14 protein-coding genes are annotated in these 16,240 nt (G+C 70.1%); 11 read left to right on the top strand and 3 right to left on the bottom strand.

Annotated features, from left to right (window positions below; genetic code table 11):
• Nucleotides 1-29: 29 nt before the first annotated feature.
• The 3 genes from K8640_RS27495 (at nt 30) to K8640_RS27485 (ending at nt 2,756) form a co-directional block, all read left to right on the top strand.
• Entirely contained in the window at nt 30-1,211 is a 1,182-nt protein-coding gene (locus K8640_RS27495; protein WP_223749773.1) for a cytochrome P450, read from the top strand.
• A 285-nt stretch (nt 1,212-1,496) separates the two neighbouring features.
• Entirely contained in the window at nt 1,497-1,907 is a 411-nt protein-coding gene (locus tag K8640_RS27490; RefSeq protein ID WP_223749772.1) for a hypothetical protein, read from the top strand.
• Between the two features lie 75 nt (nt 1,908-1,982).
• Entirely contained in the window at nt 1,983-2,756 is a 774-nt protein-coding gene (locus tag K8640_RS27485; RefSeq protein WP_223749771.1) for a hypothetical protein, read from the top strand.
• Between the two features lie 3 nt (nt 2,757-2,759).
• On the opposite strand, the gene K8640_RS27480 is transcribed toward K8640_RS27485, so the two are convergent.
• Together K8640_RS27480 and K8640_RS27475 are read right to left on the bottom strand one after the other, a co-directional pair.
• A complete protein-coding gene (locus K8640_RS27480; RefSeq protein ID WP_223749770.1) occupies nt 2,760-3,023 on the bottom strand; it encodes a hypothetical protein in 264 nt (87 codons plus the stop codon).
• A 17-nt stretch (nt 3,024-3,040) separates the two neighbouring features.
• A complete protein-coding gene (locus K8640_RS27475) occupies nt 3,041-5,509 on the bottom strand; it encodes an RND family transporter (RefSeq protein WP_223749769.1) in 2,469 nt (822 codons plus the stop codon).
• Between the two features lie 449 nt (nt 5,510-5,958).
• On the opposite strand from K8640_RS27475, the gene K8640_RS27470 reads away from it, so the two are divergent.
• The 4 genes from K8640_RS27470 to K8640_RS27455 all read left to right on the top strand — a co-directional run bounded on the left by K8640_RS27470 (nt 5,959) and on the right by K8640_RS27455 (nt 10,642).
• The gene (locus K8640_RS27470) at nt 5,959-8,442 is read left to right on the top strand and encodes an RND family transporter (protein WP_223749768.1); all 2,484 of its coding nucleotides are present in this window, start codon (nt 5,959-5,961) and stop codon (nt 8,440-8,442) included.
• Nucleotides 8,443-8,516: 74 nt separating this feature from the next.
• Nucleotides 8,517-8,936, top strand: a complete 420-nt coding sequence (locus K8640_RS27465; protein WP_223749767.1) for an Erp protein — start codon at nt 8,517-8,519, stop codon at nt 8,934-8,936.
• A 135-nt stretch (nt 8,937-9,071) separates the two neighbouring features.
• Nucleotides 9,072-9,785, top strand: coding sequence for an MOSC domain-containing protein (locus tag K8640_RS27460; protein WP_223749766.1), 714 nt, complete (start codon nt 9,072-9,074; stop codon nt 9,783-9,785).
• Between the two features lie 332 nt (nt 9,786-10,117).
• Nucleotides 10,118-10,642: a hypothetical protein gene (locus K8640_RS27455; protein ID WP_223749765.1), complete on the top strand. Its 525-nt coding sequence runs from the start codon at nt 10,118-10,120 to the stop codon at nt 10,640-10,642.
• 198 nt (nt 10,643-10,840) lie between these two features.
• Here K8640_RS27455 and K8640_RS27450 read toward each other — a convergent pair whose 3' ends face one another.
• Nucleotides 10,841-11,053: a hypothetical protein gene (locus tag K8640_RS27450; RefSeq protein ID WP_141324659.1), complete on the bottom strand. Its 213-nt coding sequence runs from the start codon at nt 11,051-11,053 to the stop codon at nt 10,841-10,843.
• 125 nt (nt 11,054-11,178) lie between these two features.
• On the opposite strand from K8640_RS27450, the gene K8640_RS27445 reads away from it, so the two are divergent.
• The 4 genes from K8640_RS27445 to K8640_RS27430 all read left to right on the top strand — a co-directional run bounded on the left by K8640_RS27445 (nt 11,179) and on the right by K8640_RS27430 (nt 16,239).
• Nucleotides 11,179-11,631, top strand: a complete 453-nt coding sequence (locus tag K8640_RS27445; protein WP_223749764.1) for a hypothetical protein — start codon at nt 11,179-11,181, stop codon at nt 11,629-11,631.
• A gap of 276 nt (nt 11,632-11,907) precedes the next feature.
• Entirely contained in the window at nt 11,908-13,182 is a 1,275-nt protein-coding gene (locus K8640_RS27440; RefSeq protein WP_223749763.1) for a hypothetical protein, read from the top strand.
• Nucleotides 13,183-13,251: 69 nt separating this feature from the next.
• A complete protein-coding gene (gene glgX / locus K8640_RS27435; protein ID WP_223749762.1) occupies nt 13,252-15,381 on the top strand; it encodes a glycogen debranching protein GlgX in 2,130 nt (709 codons plus the stop codon).
• A gap of 204 nt (nt 15,382-15,585) precedes the next feature.
• On the top strand, nt 15,586-16,239 hold the full coding sequence (locus K8640_RS27430; protein WP_223749761.1) for a class I SAM-dependent methyltransferase: 654 nt from the start codon (nt 15,586-15,588) through the stop codon (nt 16,237-16,239).
• Nucleotide 16,240: the final 1 nt, after the last annotated feature.

Raw genomic sequence — 16,240 nt, 5'->3', positions numbered from 1 at the left:
CGTGTCCCTCCGATGGGAGACCGCTCGACATGTTGGACCTGTTCACCGATGACACGCGTCGGAGTCCCTTCGCGCTGTACGCACGGTTGCGTGAGCGCTCGCCGCTGTTGCATGAGCCGCGAGCGGACCTGTGGTTCCTGTTCGACTACGACAGCGTGAAGCGGGCGCTGCAGGACCATGCGGTGTTCAGCTCCGTCGTCACCAGGCCGGGAGGGAGGACGCCGGACTGGCTGTTGTTCAAGAACCCGCCCCAGCACACAAAGCTGCGCGGCATCATCATGCAGGCCTTCACGCCGCGCTCCATCGCGAACCTGGAGCCGCACGTGCGGGAGCTGTCGCGTGGGTTGCTGGCGCCGCTGGTGGGGCGGGGGGAGATGGACGTGGTGGCGGAGTATTCGAGTCAGCTGCCGACGATGGTCATCGCGGAGATGATTGGGATTCCCGTGGAGGGCCGGGCCCGGCTCCTCGGGTGGCGGGACATCATGCTGAACCTCAGCCACACCATCTCCGAGGGAGAGGAGGCGGAGCGGGCGCGAGCGCGGTACGTGGCGATGCGCGACGAGATGCGGGCGTATCTCCCGGTCATCCTGGAGGAGCGGCGGAGGGCGCCGAAGGATGACCTGCTGACGCGGCTGGTGGAGGCGGAGGTGGATGGAGAGCGGCTGGACGAGCGGGAGTTCATCGCCTTCTTCGAGCTCTTGCTGGTGGCGGGGACGGAGTCGACGATGGACCTCATCGACAACGCGCTCCTGTGCTTGCTGGAGCATCCGGACCAGTTGGCGCGGCTGCGGGAGCGGCCGGAGCTGTTGGGCTCGGCCATCGAGGAGGTGCTGCGATTCCGTTCGCCGGTGCAGTCGATGTATCGGTCGACGAAGCGGGCGGTGGAGTTGAACGGACGGGTGATTCCGGCGGGGAAGTTCGTGTTGCCGATGATTGGCTCGGCGAACCGGGACCCGGGCCACTTCGAGGAGCCGGAGCGGTTCGACATCGGGAGGGAGCCGAATGCGCACCTCGCCTTCGGGCACGGCATCCACTTCTGCCTGGGCGCGGCGCTCTCGCGGATGGAGGCGAGGGTGGCGCTCACGGACCTGCTGGAGATGCTGGGCGACTTCAGGCTCGCGAGCGACGCGCCGTGGGAGCCCCGCGAGGCGATCCACGTCCACGGCCCCAAGCGCCTGCCACTGCGCTTCGAGCCGGGTGCGCGGCGCTGAACAGGGCAGCCCGAGACGATCCGGAAGCGCTATGAAGGGCGAATGAGTGCTCGACCTGCCTGGCACCTGAGCCTGTGGTGTTACGTCCTGGTCTTGCTTCAGGCGGGCTGCGGAGCCACCACCGTCAATCTTCGTGACTGGGGGAGCATCCACGTCACGACGGACGAAGACACTGCGGGGGCATTCCTGCCCGACGAAGCAGCCGATGGCACAGGCCGGGCCGAATTCGAGCAGCCGGAAGCGTACTGCGCCTCACGAACCGATACTGCGTGCGAGAGCGCGGGTATGAGACCGCCGCTTCGGCGAGGGCCCGGAGCACGCCCGTGGCGACGCCCTCCTCTGCTCACCCCGACGCCGACACCGCAACAGAGTCAGCTCCAGGCGCATCGGCTGGCGAACCTTCAAGTCGTCCAGCAGGCACGACAGCTCTATGCCCAGCGGCTCAAGGAAGCCCAGGCCCGCTATCCGAATAGCGCCGGATTCCAGGAGCACCATCTGGTCCCGCTGTATCTGGGCGGCGCCAAATCAGGTGCGACCTACCGACTGCCGACCGCGTACCACAAAGCCATCACCCAGGCCTTTCGCGAGCGCTGGGCCTATGGTCAGGAGCGACCTGCTCCGGACAAGCTCCAGCTCCTCCTGGTCCAGGTCTACTCCCAGCATCCCATTCCCCAGCTCATCGGACTGCAGCCCTAGCTCATGCGCGAAACCATCGAGCTCCGTGTCGAGGAAGCCGAAGCATCGCGACTCTTCCGCGGTGATGAGGGTGTCGTGCTGCCGAGTGGCACGGTGCGCAAGCTGACACTCCCCACGGATGATGAGCGCATTCCACGCATCCGTGAACTCGACCGCGCCCTGCGACAGCAGGGCAAGTTGTTCTTCTCGGGCTGGCGCCTCCTGCGCCACTACACGCCCAAGGAGCTGAAGTCCGCCGAGTTGCTCGAGCTGCGCCTGGATGCGGTCTTCGAGCCCTCCGGTGAGGAGTGCGGCACTCACTACGACGAGTCCACCGCCTGCGCGCTCTGCGGAGCAGGCGCCAGACAGGTCACGGACCTGCACCTCGACCCGCGCCGGATTCCCCAGCGCGCGGACCTCGCGCGAACCCTCGCCCACGAGTGGGTCATCTCCGCTCGGCTCGCGGACCTCTGGCGAGCGCATGGAATCACAGGCGCGGACTTCCGCCCCATCCGGCGCGCAGGCCCGAAAGCCGAACCCGTGAAGGAGTGGCACCAGCTCGTCGTGACAGCCCATCCCCTGGACCTCCTGCCTGCGACTCGCACGGGCAATGACCCATTCGACCTCGACGAGGACAACGCGCAACGTTGCCCCAGGGGACACATCGTCGGCCTGAACATCCTCTCCGAGCTGTCCCTCCGACGCGGAGACCACGACGGCAGCGACCTGACCTGCACCCGTCAGCACGTGGGCATGCGTAGCGGAGTCCTGCGTCCTCACCCGCTCCTGCTCATGTCCCCGAAGCTGCACGCGCTCCTGGAGGAGCAGAAGGTGAAGCGCCTGGACATCCAGGTCGCCCACCTCGCGTAGCCACTACCAGCGCCGCTCCGGCTCCATCGCCGTGGGCCGGCGCTTGTCCGTGGGCGTCAGCGCATCCGCGGGCGAGCAGCGGCACACCTCACAGCCCCGGTCGCGGTCCATGGAACACTCCGTGCCCGTGATGCACGAGAGATTCCGCGACTCCTCACAGCGCGTGTCGCCCTTCTTCTCCTCACGCTGGCCCCCGTGGGAACACCCCACCAGGGCCACCGCCATCGACACCGCCGCGAACCACCCGAGCGCCTCGCCTCGCATCATCACGCTGCCCTCCTGAGCTACGCCCCCGGCGCCGGCTCCTCCGCCGTCGCGCCGTGCTTGCGCCGCCAGCGCTCCACCAGCAGCAACAGCGACGGGAACCCCAACAGCACAATCACCAGGTTCAACCCGAACCCCAGATTCGCCAGGTCACCAATCGAGTTCAACCCCGGGTGCTTCGCCAACACCAGCGCCACGAAGCCAATCGCGCTCGTCAGCAGGCCGCCGGTAATCGCCCGCCCCGTCTCCGCGTACACGGAGATGAAGTCCGCCCCCGGCTCACCCAACCGCTGCACCAGGTGCACGCCCGCGTCCACCGTGGTCCCCACCAGCACCGGCAGCACCATGATGTTCAGGTAGTTGAACTGCAAATCCAAGAGCGCCATCAGCCCCACCAGCCCCGCCACCGACAAGAGCGTGGGCACCATGCAGATGAGCGCCGTGCGCAGCTTCCCCAACGTCAGCCACATCGCCGCCAGCACGCTCAACACCGCCGCCGCCAGGATGCGCGGACCCTCGCGCGACACCATGTCCAGGATGTCCGCCAGGATGAGCGCCTCACCCGCCGCCGACACCTGACTGCCGTCCGGCATCTGCAGCCCGCGCACCTCCTTGGAGAAGCGCCGCGTCCCCTCACCGTCCGACAGGCTCACCCCGCCGCCCGCGTACACCAGCACCACGCCGCCCGTGCTCCCATCCAGGCTCTCGAACTGGTGACGCACGCTCGCCGGCAGCTCCGCCTGCGTGAAGGGCTTCGCCTTCGACATGTTCAACGCCCGCGCCAGCGCCACCCGCGTGTCCTCCGGCAGCCGCTCCGGGTCCAGCTTCTCCAGCCGCGCCCGGATGGCCTCCAGCACCGCCTGCTTCTCCGGCTGCTGCCGGGGCACCAGGTCCTCCAGCGCCCCCACGAAGTCGATGGTGGACTCCTTGCCCCGGGCCGCCTTGCGCGCCTCGAGCTGCCGCACCACCTCGCGCTCCATGTCCTGCGAGTCCGTCAGCACCACCACCGGCGTCTGCGAGTAGCCCAGGATGTTGTTCACCTTCTGGTCCAGCACCGCCGACGCCTGCTTGTAGTCCTCCAACGTGCGCGAGTCGTAGTTGAACGAGATGCGGTACGCCTGCGAGATGAGCACCACCACGCCCACCCCAATCACCACCGCCACCCCACGGTAGGAGCGCGGCAGCCAGCGCCCCAGGAGCGCCATGGGCCCCGCCCCCTCCTCCTGCGTGCGCGGCGCCCACCCGAAGCGCGACGCCATCCCCAACAGCGCCGGCAGGATGAGCACGTACGCGAAGATGCTCACCAGCATGCCCACCGCCGCGATGATGCCGAACTCGCGAAACGCCCTGAACTCCGACATCGCCAGGCTCAGGAACGTCAGCGCCGCCACCAGCGCCGCGATGAGCGCGGAGAAGCCCGTGTGCCGGAAGGACTCCTGCACCGCCGCCTCGGAGGTCATCCCCTCCGAGCGCAACGTCCCGTATCTCCCCAGCAGATGGATGCCGTGCTCCACGCCCAGGCCGCCGAGCACCGCCGCCAGAAAGCCCGTCAGCAGATTCACCTGCCCGTACGCCAGGCCCACGAAGCCGTACGTCCACCCCAGGCCCGCCATCACCGGCACCATGGTGAGCACCACCGACAGCGCGCTGCGGAAGTGGAACACCAGGTAGACCACCAGCAACACCATGGCCAGCGTGGACGCCCGCGCCAGATCACTCACGATGACGCGCTGCTGGTCGATCTTCTTCTTGAAGGTCCCCGTCACCGCCGTCTTGAAGCCCGGCCCGTACTTCGACAGGTCCTGCGTCGCCAGGAACTCCTCCACCTGCGTGACGACCTTCTTCGAGTAGTTCAGGTCCGCGGCGCTGCCCTTGGGCTTCGCCATCAGCACCACCATCCGCTCCGTCGTGTCCAGGTAGTACAGGTCCCCCTGGCCCGACAGGCGCTGGTTGGCGCGGCCCGTGTACTTCTGCTCGATGTCGGAGAAGTCCACCGACGGCGCGGGCTCCTCGTCCAGCCGGACGAAGAGCGGGTTGGCCTGCTCCTTCTCCCACGCGATGCGCGCGTCGATGCGGCCCTGAATCGTCTTCAGGTCCTCCAGGTCGACGTAATACAGCGCGTGCTCGTTGAAGAACTCGCTGGGCCGCTGCGAGTTGACGTAGCGGATCTCCGACAGCTGCGCGAGCTTCGGCGACAGGTCATCCACGAAGCGCTTGAGCGCCTCGGGCTCCGCCCCCATCCCCACCACCACCACGTTGCCCTGGCCACCGAAGCGCTTGCGCATCTTCTCGATGTCCTGGACGCTCGGGAACGACTTGGGCAGCAGGCCCACGAAGTCCGCGCTGAGGGTCAGGTTCCTGGCGAAGTACGCGCCCAGGAGCGTCAGCACCACCGCCACCACCACCGCATGCATCGGACGCCGATGGCTTCGCGCGGCGAGTTGGCCCATCGCCCCCTCGAACCGCTCCGACCAACGCTTCTCACCCATGTTGCGACACCTGCTGTGTTGTTTTCGGGCCGACCCGCGGCCCACCTTGGGCATGCGCCAACCGAGGAGTCAACGCGTTTATGCCGTAAGCCGGAATGTAAGGCCCCGAATGACTTTCCCTCTGTAACAGGCCCCCACGTCCCCCGCTCGACTGTCCGCACGGCCGCCTGCGGGCTCGTGACGCCCACGGCCCTGCGTCGCGCATCTGGACCGCGCGCACCGGGCCCGAAGGCCTCCTGGAGGGCAGACGGCCGAGCGGCGCGGACTGCACACCCCGCGCCGCGTCCCCAGGTTCCCGCCCACATGGGGCCGCTCTCGCGGACACCCGAGGGAGGGGAAGCCGTGCCACCTTCCACGCCGTCGGACTTCTCCGGGGGTGGGAGGCTGGGACGCCCGCGCGACGGATGGACTCGGAGCCGACCACATCGACGCAGGGAGAGCGCCGTTGGATGCAGCGCGTGGAGCGGGGGCTCGGCGCCCTGGCCGCGCGCAGCCACCGGCGGCCGGTGCTCGCGCTGGGCCTGGCGGTGCTGCTCGCGGCGGTGGGAGGAGTGCTGTCGCTCAAGCTCCGCCTCAACGCCAACCTGGTGGACCTGCTTCCCCGCTCCTTCGAGAGCGTCCAGGACCTGGGGGAGCTGGAGTCGCGCTTCGGCGCGCTCGGCTGGGTGGCGGTGGTGGGCGAGGGAGGCGACGCCGAGTCGCTGCGCCGCTTCGCCGATGACCTGGCGCCCCAGTTGGAGAAGCTGCCGGGCATCCGCTTCGTGGAGAAGGAGCGCACGGGCGCGTTCTTCCGCGACAGGGCGCTCTACTTCCTGTCGGAGGAGGACCTGAAGGAGGTCCACCGTCGGCTCGCCGCGCGGCTGGCGTGGGAGCGGCAGCGGGCCAATCCGCTCTACGTGCCGCTGGTGGACGAGCCGGAGCCGTCGCTCGACTTCTCCGACCTGGAGGCGAAGTACGGCGGCGCGGCCGGACAGAAGCTGTCGGGCGCCCAGGACGACTACTACCTGGACGCCAAGGCCGGGCGCGTCGTCGTGCTGGCCAAGCCGGAAACGACGTCAGCGGACCTGGGCTACTCGCGGCGAATCGTGGACGAGGTGCGCGGGCTCATCGACGCGCAGGACCTGTCGAAGTACGGCCCCGGCTTCCGGGTGGACATCACCGGCACCTTCCAGAAGAAGCTGGACCAGCAGCAGCAGATTGTCCGCGACATCGCCGTGTCGTCCGCCGTGGCCACGGCGCTGATGCTGCTCTACCTGCTCTTCCACTTCCGGAGCCCCGTGGCGGTGGGGCTGGTGCTGACGCCGGTGGGCGCGGGGCTCGCGTGGACGTACGGGCTGGTCGCGCTCCTGTATGGACAGGTGAATCTGCTGACGGGCTTCCTCGGCGCCATCCTGGGGGGCCTGGGCGTCGAGCACGGCATCCACCTGCTGGGCCGCTATCTCCAGCTGCGCACGCAGGGAGAGGACTCCGAGCGGGCCACGCGCGAGTCCTTCACGCACACGGGCGGCGCGGCGCTGGTGTCCGCGCTGGTGGCGGCGCTCACCTTCTTCGTGCTGGGCACGTCCCGCTTCCGAGCGTTCCGCGAGTTCGGCGTCATCGCCGGCATCGGCATGCTGGTGCTCGTGGCGGCGTACGTGCTGGTGCTGCCGGCGCTGCTGGGGCTGACGGCGCGCCTCGGCTGGCGGCCGCGACACGCGCGCGTCGCGCCGCGCGAGTCCTCGATGGGCCGGGTGCTGGTGCGCCACCGCGTGGCCATCACCGCCATCTCCGCGGTGGTGCTGGTGGGGCTCTTCTCCCAGGTGCCTCGGGTGCGCTTCGACTACGACTTCGGGACGCTCGAGGACCAGGACCTGCCGTCGTTCGTCCTGGACCGACAGGTCAACGACATCATCGGCTACTCGCAGACGCCCGTGGTGGTGCTCACGCGGGACGAGCAGGAGGAGCACGCGATGGCGTCCGCGCTCGCCCGGCGTCAGCGGGAGCGGGGCAAGGACTCCACCATCGACTTCGTGGCCTCGCTGTCCTCGCTGGTGCCCCGGGACCAGCCGAGCAAACAGGTGGTGCTGCGCGACATCCACGCGCTGCTCGAGAACGTTCCGGAGGAGCGGCTGTCCGCGGAGCAGCGCGCGCAGGTGGCGCAGCTGCGTCGGCAGACCCAGGCGCCGCCCTTCACGCTCGCGGACCTGCCGGCGAGCGTGCGGCAGCAGTTCACCGGACGCGAGGGGACGACGGGTGGCTTCGTGCTGGTGTACCCGGCGGTGAACCAGTCGGACGGCCAGGCCGTGCGAGCGCTGGCGCGCGAGATTCGCGGCGTCACGCCCCCGGGAGGCGGACGCGTGTCCGCGGCGGGCGAGTCCATGGTGATGGCGGACATCCTGGACATGGTGACGCACGAGGCGCCGCTCATCCTCGGAGGCGCGACGCTGGCGGTGCTGCTCGCCATGTGGATGACCCTGGGAGGGCTGCGCATGGCGGTGCTGTGCCTGCTGCCCACGGTGGTGTCCTTGCTGGCCTTGATTGGCCTGATGCCGGTGGTGGGGTTGGAGTTCAACTATCTGAACATCCTCATCATCCCCGTGCTCATCGGGACCACGGTGGACGCGGGCGTGCATCTGCTGACACGGCTGGCGTCGCCGGGCAGCGACTTCGTGGCGGTGTACTCGGAGACGGGGCGTGCGATTGCGGGCGGCCTGCTGACGAGCGCCATGGGGTTCGGCGCGCTCTTCCTGGCCAGGCATCCAGGCCTGAACTCGGTGGGGGCACTGGCCAGTCTGGGATTCGCCACCAATCTACTGGTCATGCTGGTGGCGTTCCCCGCGCTGCTGTTGGTCCTGACGGCGCGGGGGCACCGCAAGCGGCGAGCGCGGTTGGACTCGGAGGTGAAGGAGAGGGCGGCGGCGGGGGGCACGGGGCCCGAGCACGCGACGCCTTGAGCTGAAGCAACACATACCCACGAACGGAGGCGGCAATGGTGAAGCACATGAGGCGGTGGATGTGGGCGGGTGCCATGGCGGGGACCCTGGCGCTGGGCACGGCTTGCAGCGCGACGGAAGCGCCGGTGATGGTGGCCCAGGCGGACCCCAGCACCACGACGAGTGAGCCCGCGACGGGCGGCTCGGGCACGACGACGACGACGCCCAGCCCCACCACGACGGACCCGATGACGCAGGACCCGACGCAGTCGACGCCGGGCACGGTGCCGAGCACGCCGGACACGAACCCGGGCAGCACCACGACGATGCCGGGTGACACCACGACGGCTCCGGGCAGCACGACCACGGCGCCCGGCAGCCTGCCCACATTCGACGGCGACGCGGGCATGGGCGGCTCGGGCCCCACCACCGTGCCGGGCCCCGCGGACGACAACGCCTCCGGCACCTTCACGCCGCCCGCGGGTGGCTCGGTGCTGGACGGCGGCACGTACTGACGTCCGCTCGCGCCTGAGCGCGACCTGAGGGAGCGGAGGGCGACTCGCTGGAGACGTCTTCCGCTCCCGTCGCGCGGCCGAGGCACAGGCTCGACGCTGGACAGCCCCCCTCGCGCCTGCTTTGTCGCGAAGCCGATGCAGACCCAGACGCCCCGCATCCTCTCGCTCCACATCGGCATGCCCCGCGAGCTCGGCACGCCCGGCGCCGCCGACCCGATGGAGCGGCCGTGGACCAGCGGCATCCACAAGCAGCCCGTGACGGGGCCCGTGTGGCTCACCCGCACGGGGCTCACCGGTGACGGCCAGGCGGACCTGCGCGTGCACGGAGGCCCCGAGAAGGCCGTGCTCGCCTACGCCGCGTCACACCATGCCTTCTGGCGCGAGCAGCTCGGCCGCGAGGACCTGGGCCCGGGCGCCTTCGGCGAGAACTGGGTCGTCTCCGGCGGCGCGGAGGAGAGCGTCTGCATCGGCGACGTGCTGAAGGTCGGCACCGCCGTGGTGCAGGTGTCCCAGCCAAGACAGCCCTGCTGGAAGCCCGCGCGGCGCTGGCGCCACAAGGAGCTGGCGCTGCTGATCCAACGCACCGGCCGCACCGGCTGGTACTTCCGCGTCCTCCAGGAGGGCGAGGTCCGCGCGGGAGACGTGTTGGAGCTCGTGGAGCGTCCCCACCCCCGCTTCACCGTCACCTTCGCCAACCAGGCCATGCACGAGCAGCGGCCCGAGGACGCCGCGGCCCTGGCCGACTGTCTCCTGCTCACCCCCAGGTGGCGCGAGTCCCTGCACCGCCGCGCCCAGGGGAATCGGGGAGACGACGCCCCCCGGCTCACCGGCCCCAACAGCGACGGCTGAGCCGCGCGAAGCGGCGCTCGAAGGACCTCCGGAAACGCCCTGTCTCGACAACACCTCGAGACGCGCGACGCCTGGGACAGGCGTCAATCACAAACACTCCACCCCGCACCTCGGGACGGTATCGAGACGGCGGCCGCCTCCCCGTGCGGGTGACAAATGACAGTCCCGCCCCGACAAGTCGTCCCCACGTCGGGCCCCCGCCGTCGTCAGGAGAGCAGGCAGCCGGAGGAGCGTTCCCTGCACACCGCGTTCCGGCTGCTCACGTTCCCGGCCAGCAGCAGCCAGCCACAACCACCGCAGCACTCCAGAACTTTCCAATGAGGGGAACCACCATGAAGAAGTTCATGAAGACGAAGGTCGTGTTGGGTTCGCTCGCCGCCGGCGCGCTCATGTTCAGCACCGCGTGCAAGTCCGACTCGAGCGCCAAGCGCGACGACACCACGGCGCCCACGACGACGGACACGGGCACCACGACGGGCACGGACACGACGACGACGCCTCCGACCGGCACCACCCAGGACCCGGGCACGGGCGGCACGGGCATGGATGACCCGACGATGAGCCCGCCGCCCGCCACGGACCCCACGTTGGACCCGGGCACCGGTGGCACCGGCGTGGACGACCCGTCCATGAGCCCGCCGCCCTCCACCGGTGACACGCCGGTGAGCCCGCCCACGGGCATGGACCCGTCGACGGACCCGGGCACCGGCGGCTCCGGCACGCTGGACCCCGCCGATGACACCGCCGTGGACCCCGGCACCACGGGCGACGGCGACCTGACGGCGCCCGACTCCAGCAACCGCGAGGACCCGTACGCTCCGGACGCCCTGCCCCGTGAGCCCGAGTCCGGCCGCTAGGCAAAGCCCCCTGCCCAGGCGCTGACCGTGGCGCCAAGGCGAGTGGAGCTCCGGAGGCCCGCGCCCCGACCGGCGCGGGCCTCTGTGTTTCCGGCCGACCCCGGGGACGCGCCCACCCCGTCACGACCGCGCAACGACAGCAGGCCCACGCCCCGACTCGGGCATGGGCCTGCTCGCCGCGCGTCACGCTGTCGACGCTCAGCTCACGCTGACGCCGGGATAGCGCCCGGGCGTCGTCTGCGGCTCGATGATGCGCGGGGTGTCATCCACGCCCGGCGTCCCACCCGGCCCCGTGTTCGGGTCCAGCGTCTTGGGGGCACGACGCCTGGGCTCGTCCTCGGCGCCAGCGTCATGCTTGGGGATGGTGGGGAGGTTCTCGGTCGGAATCTTCAACACGTCCTTCTTGCTCATGACGGCCTCCTTTCCCGCAAGGTGATGTCCCCAGTGCCTGCGGGCAGCGTGCGCCTGCTTGAATGGTGGCCCCGGCCTTGGCAGCGTCCTCTCCGGATAACCTCGCAACCCGGAGTATTCACGCCATGCGCCGTCTCCTCGCGGTCCTCGCCCTCCTCCAGCTCACCGCCTGCGCCACCACGCACACCAACGACCCGCAGAACCCGACGCCGCCGGTGCCGCGTCCCGTCCCGCCCGACGCCAGCGAGGCGCGCCGCCTGGGCACCGAGGCCGACAAGCTGCTCGAGGACGGCCGCTACGAGGACGCGCTCTTCCTCTACCGCCGCGCGTGGAACGACGGCTTCCGCCACCCCGACGGGCTCTATTACGCGGGCGTCATCGCCGCGCGCGCCGGCAGCCTCGACGAGTGCATCGTCTGGCTGGAGCGCGCCGCCGACGAGGGCTTCTCCGCCACCCAGTCCCTCACCACCGAGCCCTCGCTCGAGGCCGTGCGCACCCACGCCGCCTGGAGCCGCATCGCCGAGAAGGTCGCCGCCAACGCCCGCAAGGACGCCCCGGCCGCCACCACCCAGAACTGACGCTTCACCCTTCTTGAAAAAATGAATCACCATTCACCTTCCGCGCCCGCACTCACCGGGGCGCGGAAGACCCGGCACCTCGCCTTGGCCCGTCCACACGGCAGCCGAGCGAGCCAGCGCTCCGTCGCGCACTCGGGCCTTCGCGCGACGTGGAGCACGGGCCGGCCGGCACACCGGGTCGGTGGCACGTTCAGCGTGAAACGCGCTTTCCTGACAAGGCGCGGAGACATGCCCGGTCCCCGATGCGCGGGGGGCCCCAAACCCAAGAGAGGCGTGATGAGTTTGAAGTTGCTGCTGGCCGGCTGGCGTGGGGGGGACGCACCGCACTCGCCGACATCCGAGAACGCGCGCACGTGGCTGGGTCAGGTCGAGCGTTGGTTCCAGATGAATGTGTCGGAGTGGCTGGAGAGCAGTCGCTTCGGCACCGGTCCCCGAGGCGCGCCGCAGCTGCGGCTGCGGCTGCATCCGGCCGCGGGCGAGGTCTCGTTCCTCGCGGCCAGCGGCTCGCGCGTGGTCATCTCCGCGGAGACCTCCGCGGTGGGCCCCGGCTACCACGTGTTCCTGTGCGACACGCTCAAGGCCCTGGGCCAGGCGCTCGACATCCAGTGGGTGCAGGCCGACGACACGTTGGACGTCGGAGACCCCACGGGCTACTTCCACACGGGCGACGCGGGGCCGGTGGAGGTCTACATGCTGGCGTGGCTGCAGGAGACGGTGGCCCAGGTGCTGCGCATGCGCAGCCTGGGTGAGTCCGGCTTCTCCATGTCCCTGCGCTTCGGCCACATGTTCGAGCACCCCGGCGCGCTGCTCACGCCGCTGGGGCCTCGCGACGAGCGCTGGATGCGGCGTGTGTACGAGGACCCGCGCGTGGGCATGGACGTGTTCCCCTGGTGGCGACAGGGCGTCGGCGCGCACGCGCGGCTGGGGCGCGCCTTGTGTCGGCTGTGGACGGAGGTGGTGTGGCGCCCGCCGCTGCTCGAGGAGGAGCGGCGGCTGTTGCGCGACGTGGCCCGCTCGCTGGAGCTGGCGTGGCGCGAGGACCCGGAGCTGGCCTACCCCTGGCGCGAGTGGCGCGAGGTGCTCGGCTACCTGGGCGTGGGCGGCACGCTGGCGGAGACGGTCCATCACCACGCGGACCACCACGGGGCGCGCGGCCCGTCCATCGGCTACCGGCGCGGGGCGGTGCAGGTGGCGCTGCCGGCGGGCTGGGAGATCCGCATCCCCGGCTCGCTGGCGGAGGCGCACCTGGAGGACGGGACGTGGGTGGCCCGGGACCATCGGCGAAGTGTCCGATTCGTGCCACTCGAGGACGACGCGGAGGAGCACTTCGCCACCACCACGGCCGAGCGCCGCGCGCTGGAGCTGGAGTACCAGGGCGAGCGGGTGAGCGGCCGCGCGTCGCTGCACATGGAGCCGGGCGAGTGCCGGCTGACGGCCCTGTGCAGCTCCGGGCGCCACCGGGCGCTGTGCGTGGTGAGCTTCGCGGACCCGGAGGAGGAGGACTGGGCCCTGGGGACATGGCGCTCGCTGGACCACGCCGCCGCGGCCTGACGCTTGCCGGTCCGCCAGGGCCATCCCACATTCAGCGGGCATTTTCCTTGAGAGGAATCGAGAGCCTGTATGAGCAGGGAGGTCTGGCCGGGCAAGCCCTGGCCGCGCGGCGCCACGTTCGATGGCACCGGAGTCAACTTCGCCGTCTTCTCCCAGGCGGCGACCCGCATCGAGGTCTGCCTCTACGATTCGGCGAACCCGACGCGCGAAATCGAACGTTTCACGCTGCCGGAGGCGACGGACTTCGTCCACCACGGCTACGTCCCCGGCCTGGAGCCCGGGACGCTCTACGGCCTGCGGGTGCACGGCCCCTACGAGCCCACCAAGGGCCACCGCTGCAATCCGCACAAGCTGCTGGTGGACCCGTACGCCAAGGCCCTGTACGGCGAGGTGGACTGGAAGCAGCCGGTCTTCGGCTATCCGCTGGGCCACGCGCAGCAGGACCTGGCGCGCGACGAGCGCGACAGCGCGGCGGGCGTGCCCAAGAGCGTGGTGGTGAGCGACTCCTTCGACTGGGGCGATGACCGCCGGCCGGAGATTCCCTGGCGCAAGACGGTCATCTACGAGGCCCACGTGCGCGGTTTCACCATGCGCCACCCGGAGGTGCCCGAGCACCTGCGCGGCACGTACGCGGGCCTGGCCTCACCGCCCATCATCGAGCATTTGAAGAAGCTGGGCGTCACGTCGGTGGAGCTGCTCCCCATCCACGCCTTCGCGGACGACTCGTTCCTGGACGACAAGAAGCTGTCCAACTTCTGGGGCTACAACACGCTCGGCTTCTTCGCGCCGGAGCAGTACTACGCGAGCCGCAAGACGCCGGGCAGCGCGGTGGCCGAGTTCAAGGCCATGGTGCGCGCGCTGCACGCCGCGGGGCTCGAGGTCATCCTCGACGTGGTCTACAACCACACGTGCGAGGGCAACCACCTGGGGCCCACGCTGTCGCTCAAGGGCATCGACAACGCCAGCTACTACTGGCTGATGCCGGACGCGCGCTACTACCTGGACTTCACCGGGTGCGGCAACAGCGTCAACGCGTCCAACCCGAACGGCGCCCGGCTCATCGTCGACAGCCTGCGCTACTGGGTGGACGAGATGCACGTGGACGGCTTCCGCTTCGACCTGGCCACGGTGCTGGGACGCACGGGCGAGGGCGGCTTCGACCCGAGGGCGGCGCTGTTCCAGATCCTGCACCAGGACCCGGTGCTCAGCCGGGTGAAGCTCATCGCGGAGCCGTGGGACGTGGGGCTCGGCGGCTACCAGGTGGGCGGCTTCCCCGCGCCGTGGCGCGAGTGGAACGGCAAGTACCGCGACGCGCTGAGGCGCTACTGGAAGGGCGACGAGAACCTCGCCGGCGAGGTGGGCTACCGGCTCACGGGCAACTCGGACCTGTACGCGGAGGCGCGGCGCAAGCCGCAGGCGAGCATCAACTTCGTCACCGCGCACGACGGCTTCACGCTGCACGACCTGGTGACGTACAGCCACAAGCACAACGAGGCCAACGGCGAGCACAACCGCGACGGCGCGGACGACAACCAGTCCTGGAACTGCGGCGTGGAGGGTGAGACGGACGACCCGGGCGTCGTCTCGCTGCGCGAGCGCCAGAAGCGAAACCTCCTGGCCTCGCTGTTCATGTCCACCGGCGTGCCGATGATTGTCGCGGGCGACGAGATGGGGCGCACGCAGCAGGGCAACAACAACGCCTACTGCCAGGACAACGAGCTGTCGTGGGTGGACTGGTCGCTGGACGAGCGGCGCAAGAAGCTGCTCGCCTTCACGCAGAAGCTCATCCACTTCCGTCACCGGCAGCCGGTGTTGCAGCGCCGCCGCTACTTCAAGGGCGCGCACCTGTGGGACTCCGAGCACAAGGACCTGGCGTGGTTCCGTCCGGACGGCTCGGAGATGAGCGAGGAGGACTGGCAGAAGCCCTTCGTGCGCTCGCTGGCGTTCCTGCTCGGCGGCGACGCCATCCCCACGCCCGACGAGCGCGGCCAGCGCATCATCGGCGACGCGCTGCTGGTGCTGCTCAACGCCCACCACGAGCCGGTGGCCTACACGCTGCCCGCCCTCACGGACGGACAGAAGTGGGAGCTGGAGCTGTACACGGCGGACGATGCGCGGGGCGCGGAGAAGGTGCCCTCCCAAGGCAGGTTCCAGCTGGAGGGGCGCTCGATGGCGGTGTTCCGGCAGGTGGAGCGCTGAAGGAGCGCGGCACCCCGGGCGATGCGTGGCTCGGGGTGCTCGCTTGTCGGCGGACGCGTGCGCGCACGCCTGGAGCGCGATGCGTGCGCGAGTGAAGGCACTTTGCGTCCGAGTGGTCCTTCGACAGTGGACACACGTGAAGGTTCAGCGCGCCCTGGGACTCGGGGCACGGTAGAACGGCCGTCCCCATGCGAGCGAAGCGCCATGTCCCGCGGTAGTCCCCAGGAAGAGGCCGTCCGGGCCATCTACGGGGAGATTGCGTCCGCCTACGAGGCCCTCTTCCCCGTGCTGGGCCGGTACGAGGACCGCGTCGAGCGGTTCCTCACGGACGCGGTGTCCCCGGGCTGCAGGGTGCTCGACGTGGGCTGTGGGCCGGGGCTGCACACCAAGGGCCTGGAGCCCTCCGTGCACGTGGTGGGCACGGACCTGTCGCCGCAGATGCTGGAGCTGGCGCGACAGGCCCGTCCCTCCGGCGAGTGGTACGCGCATGATTACTACCAGCCGTTCCCCGCGGAGTGGGGGCGCTTCCAGGTGGCGCTGGCGTTGGGCTGTCTGGACTTCTGCGACGACCTGCGGCGCGTGCTGCGGCACATCGCGGACATGCTGGCGCCGGGCGGGCGGTTGTTGTTCACCGCGCTGGAGCGCAGGCCCGGCCACGAGGGACACGAGGCCCCCACGCGCGAGGTGCGGACCGCGGGGCCCGCCGTGACGCTGCATTTGTATTCCTTCGAGGAGGCCTCGCGCGCCGTCACGGACGCGGGGCTGGAGCCGCGTGCCTACGTGCATGCCCCCGGGTGGGTTCAGCTCGCCGAGGAGCGGACTTTGTGGTTCGGTTGGTGGGAGGTCGAGCGTCGGTAGT

It is taken from the genome of Myxococcus sp. XM-1-1-1 (genome assembly GCF_020037095.1).
Classification (GTDB): domain Bacteria; phylum Myxococcota; class Myxococcia; order Myxococcales; family Myxococcaceae; genus Myxococcus; species Myxococcus fulvus.
Note: the sequence above shows the minus strand (reverse complement) of the source record. Positions and strands in the feature narration are given on the sequence as shown.

Excerpts from the sequence above, each read along its gene's own strand:
- K8640_RS27475 (WP_223749769.1), bottom strand. The coding sequence starts at position 5,509 with ATGGGTGAGAAGCGTTGGTCGGAGCGGTTCGAGGGGGCGATGGGCCAA.
- K8640_RS27430 (WP_223749761.1), top strand. The coding sequence starts at position 15,586 with ATGTCCCGCGGTAGTCCCCAGGAAGAGGCCGTCCGGGCCATCTACGGG.
- K8640_RS27490 (WP_223749772.1), top strand. The coding sequence starts at position 1,497 with ATGAGACCGCCGCTTCGGCGAGGGCCCGGAGCACGCCCGTGGCGACGC.
- K8640_RS27495 (WP_223749773.1), top strand. The coding sequence starts at position 30 with ATGTTGGACCTGTTCACCGATGACACGCGTCGGAGTCCCTTCGCGCTG.
- glgX (WP_223749762.1), top strand. The coding sequence starts at position 13,252 with ATGAGCAGGGAGGTCTGGCCGGGCAAGCCCTGGCCGCGCGGCGCCACG.
- K8640_RS27460 (WP_223749766.1), top strand. The coding sequence starts at position 9,072 with ATGCAGACCCAGACGCCCCGCATCCTCTCGCTCCACATCGGCATGCCC.
- K8640_RS27480 (WP_223749770.1), bottom strand. The coding sequence starts at position 3,023 with ATGATGCGAGGCGAGGCGCTCGGGTGGTTCGCGGCGGTGTCGATGGCG.
- K8640_RS27450 (WP_141324659.1), bottom strand. The coding sequence starts at position 11,053 with ATGAGCAAGAAGGACGTGTTGAAGATTCCGACCGAGAACCTCCCCACC.
- K8640_RS27470 (WP_223749768.1), top strand. The coding sequence starts at position 5,959 with ATGCAGCGCGTGGAGCGGGGGCTCGGCGCCCTGGCCGCGCGCAGCCAC.
- K8640_RS27465 (WP_223749767.1), top strand. The coding sequence starts at position 8,517 with ATGGCGGGGACCCTGGCGCTGGGCACGGCTTGCAGCGCGACGGAAGCG.
- K8640_RS27445 (WP_223749764.1), top strand. The coding sequence starts at position 11,179 with ATGCGCCGTCTCCTCGCGGTCCTCGCCCTCCTCCAGCTCACCGCCTGC.
- K8640_RS27440 (WP_223749763.1), top strand. The coding sequence starts at position 11,908 with ATGAGTTTGAAGTTGCTGCTGGCCGGCTGGCGTGGGGGGGACGCACCG.
- K8640_RS27455 (WP_223749765.1), top strand. The coding sequence starts at position 10,118 with ATGAAGAAGTTCATGAAGACGAAGGTCGTGTTGGGTTCGCTCGCCGCC.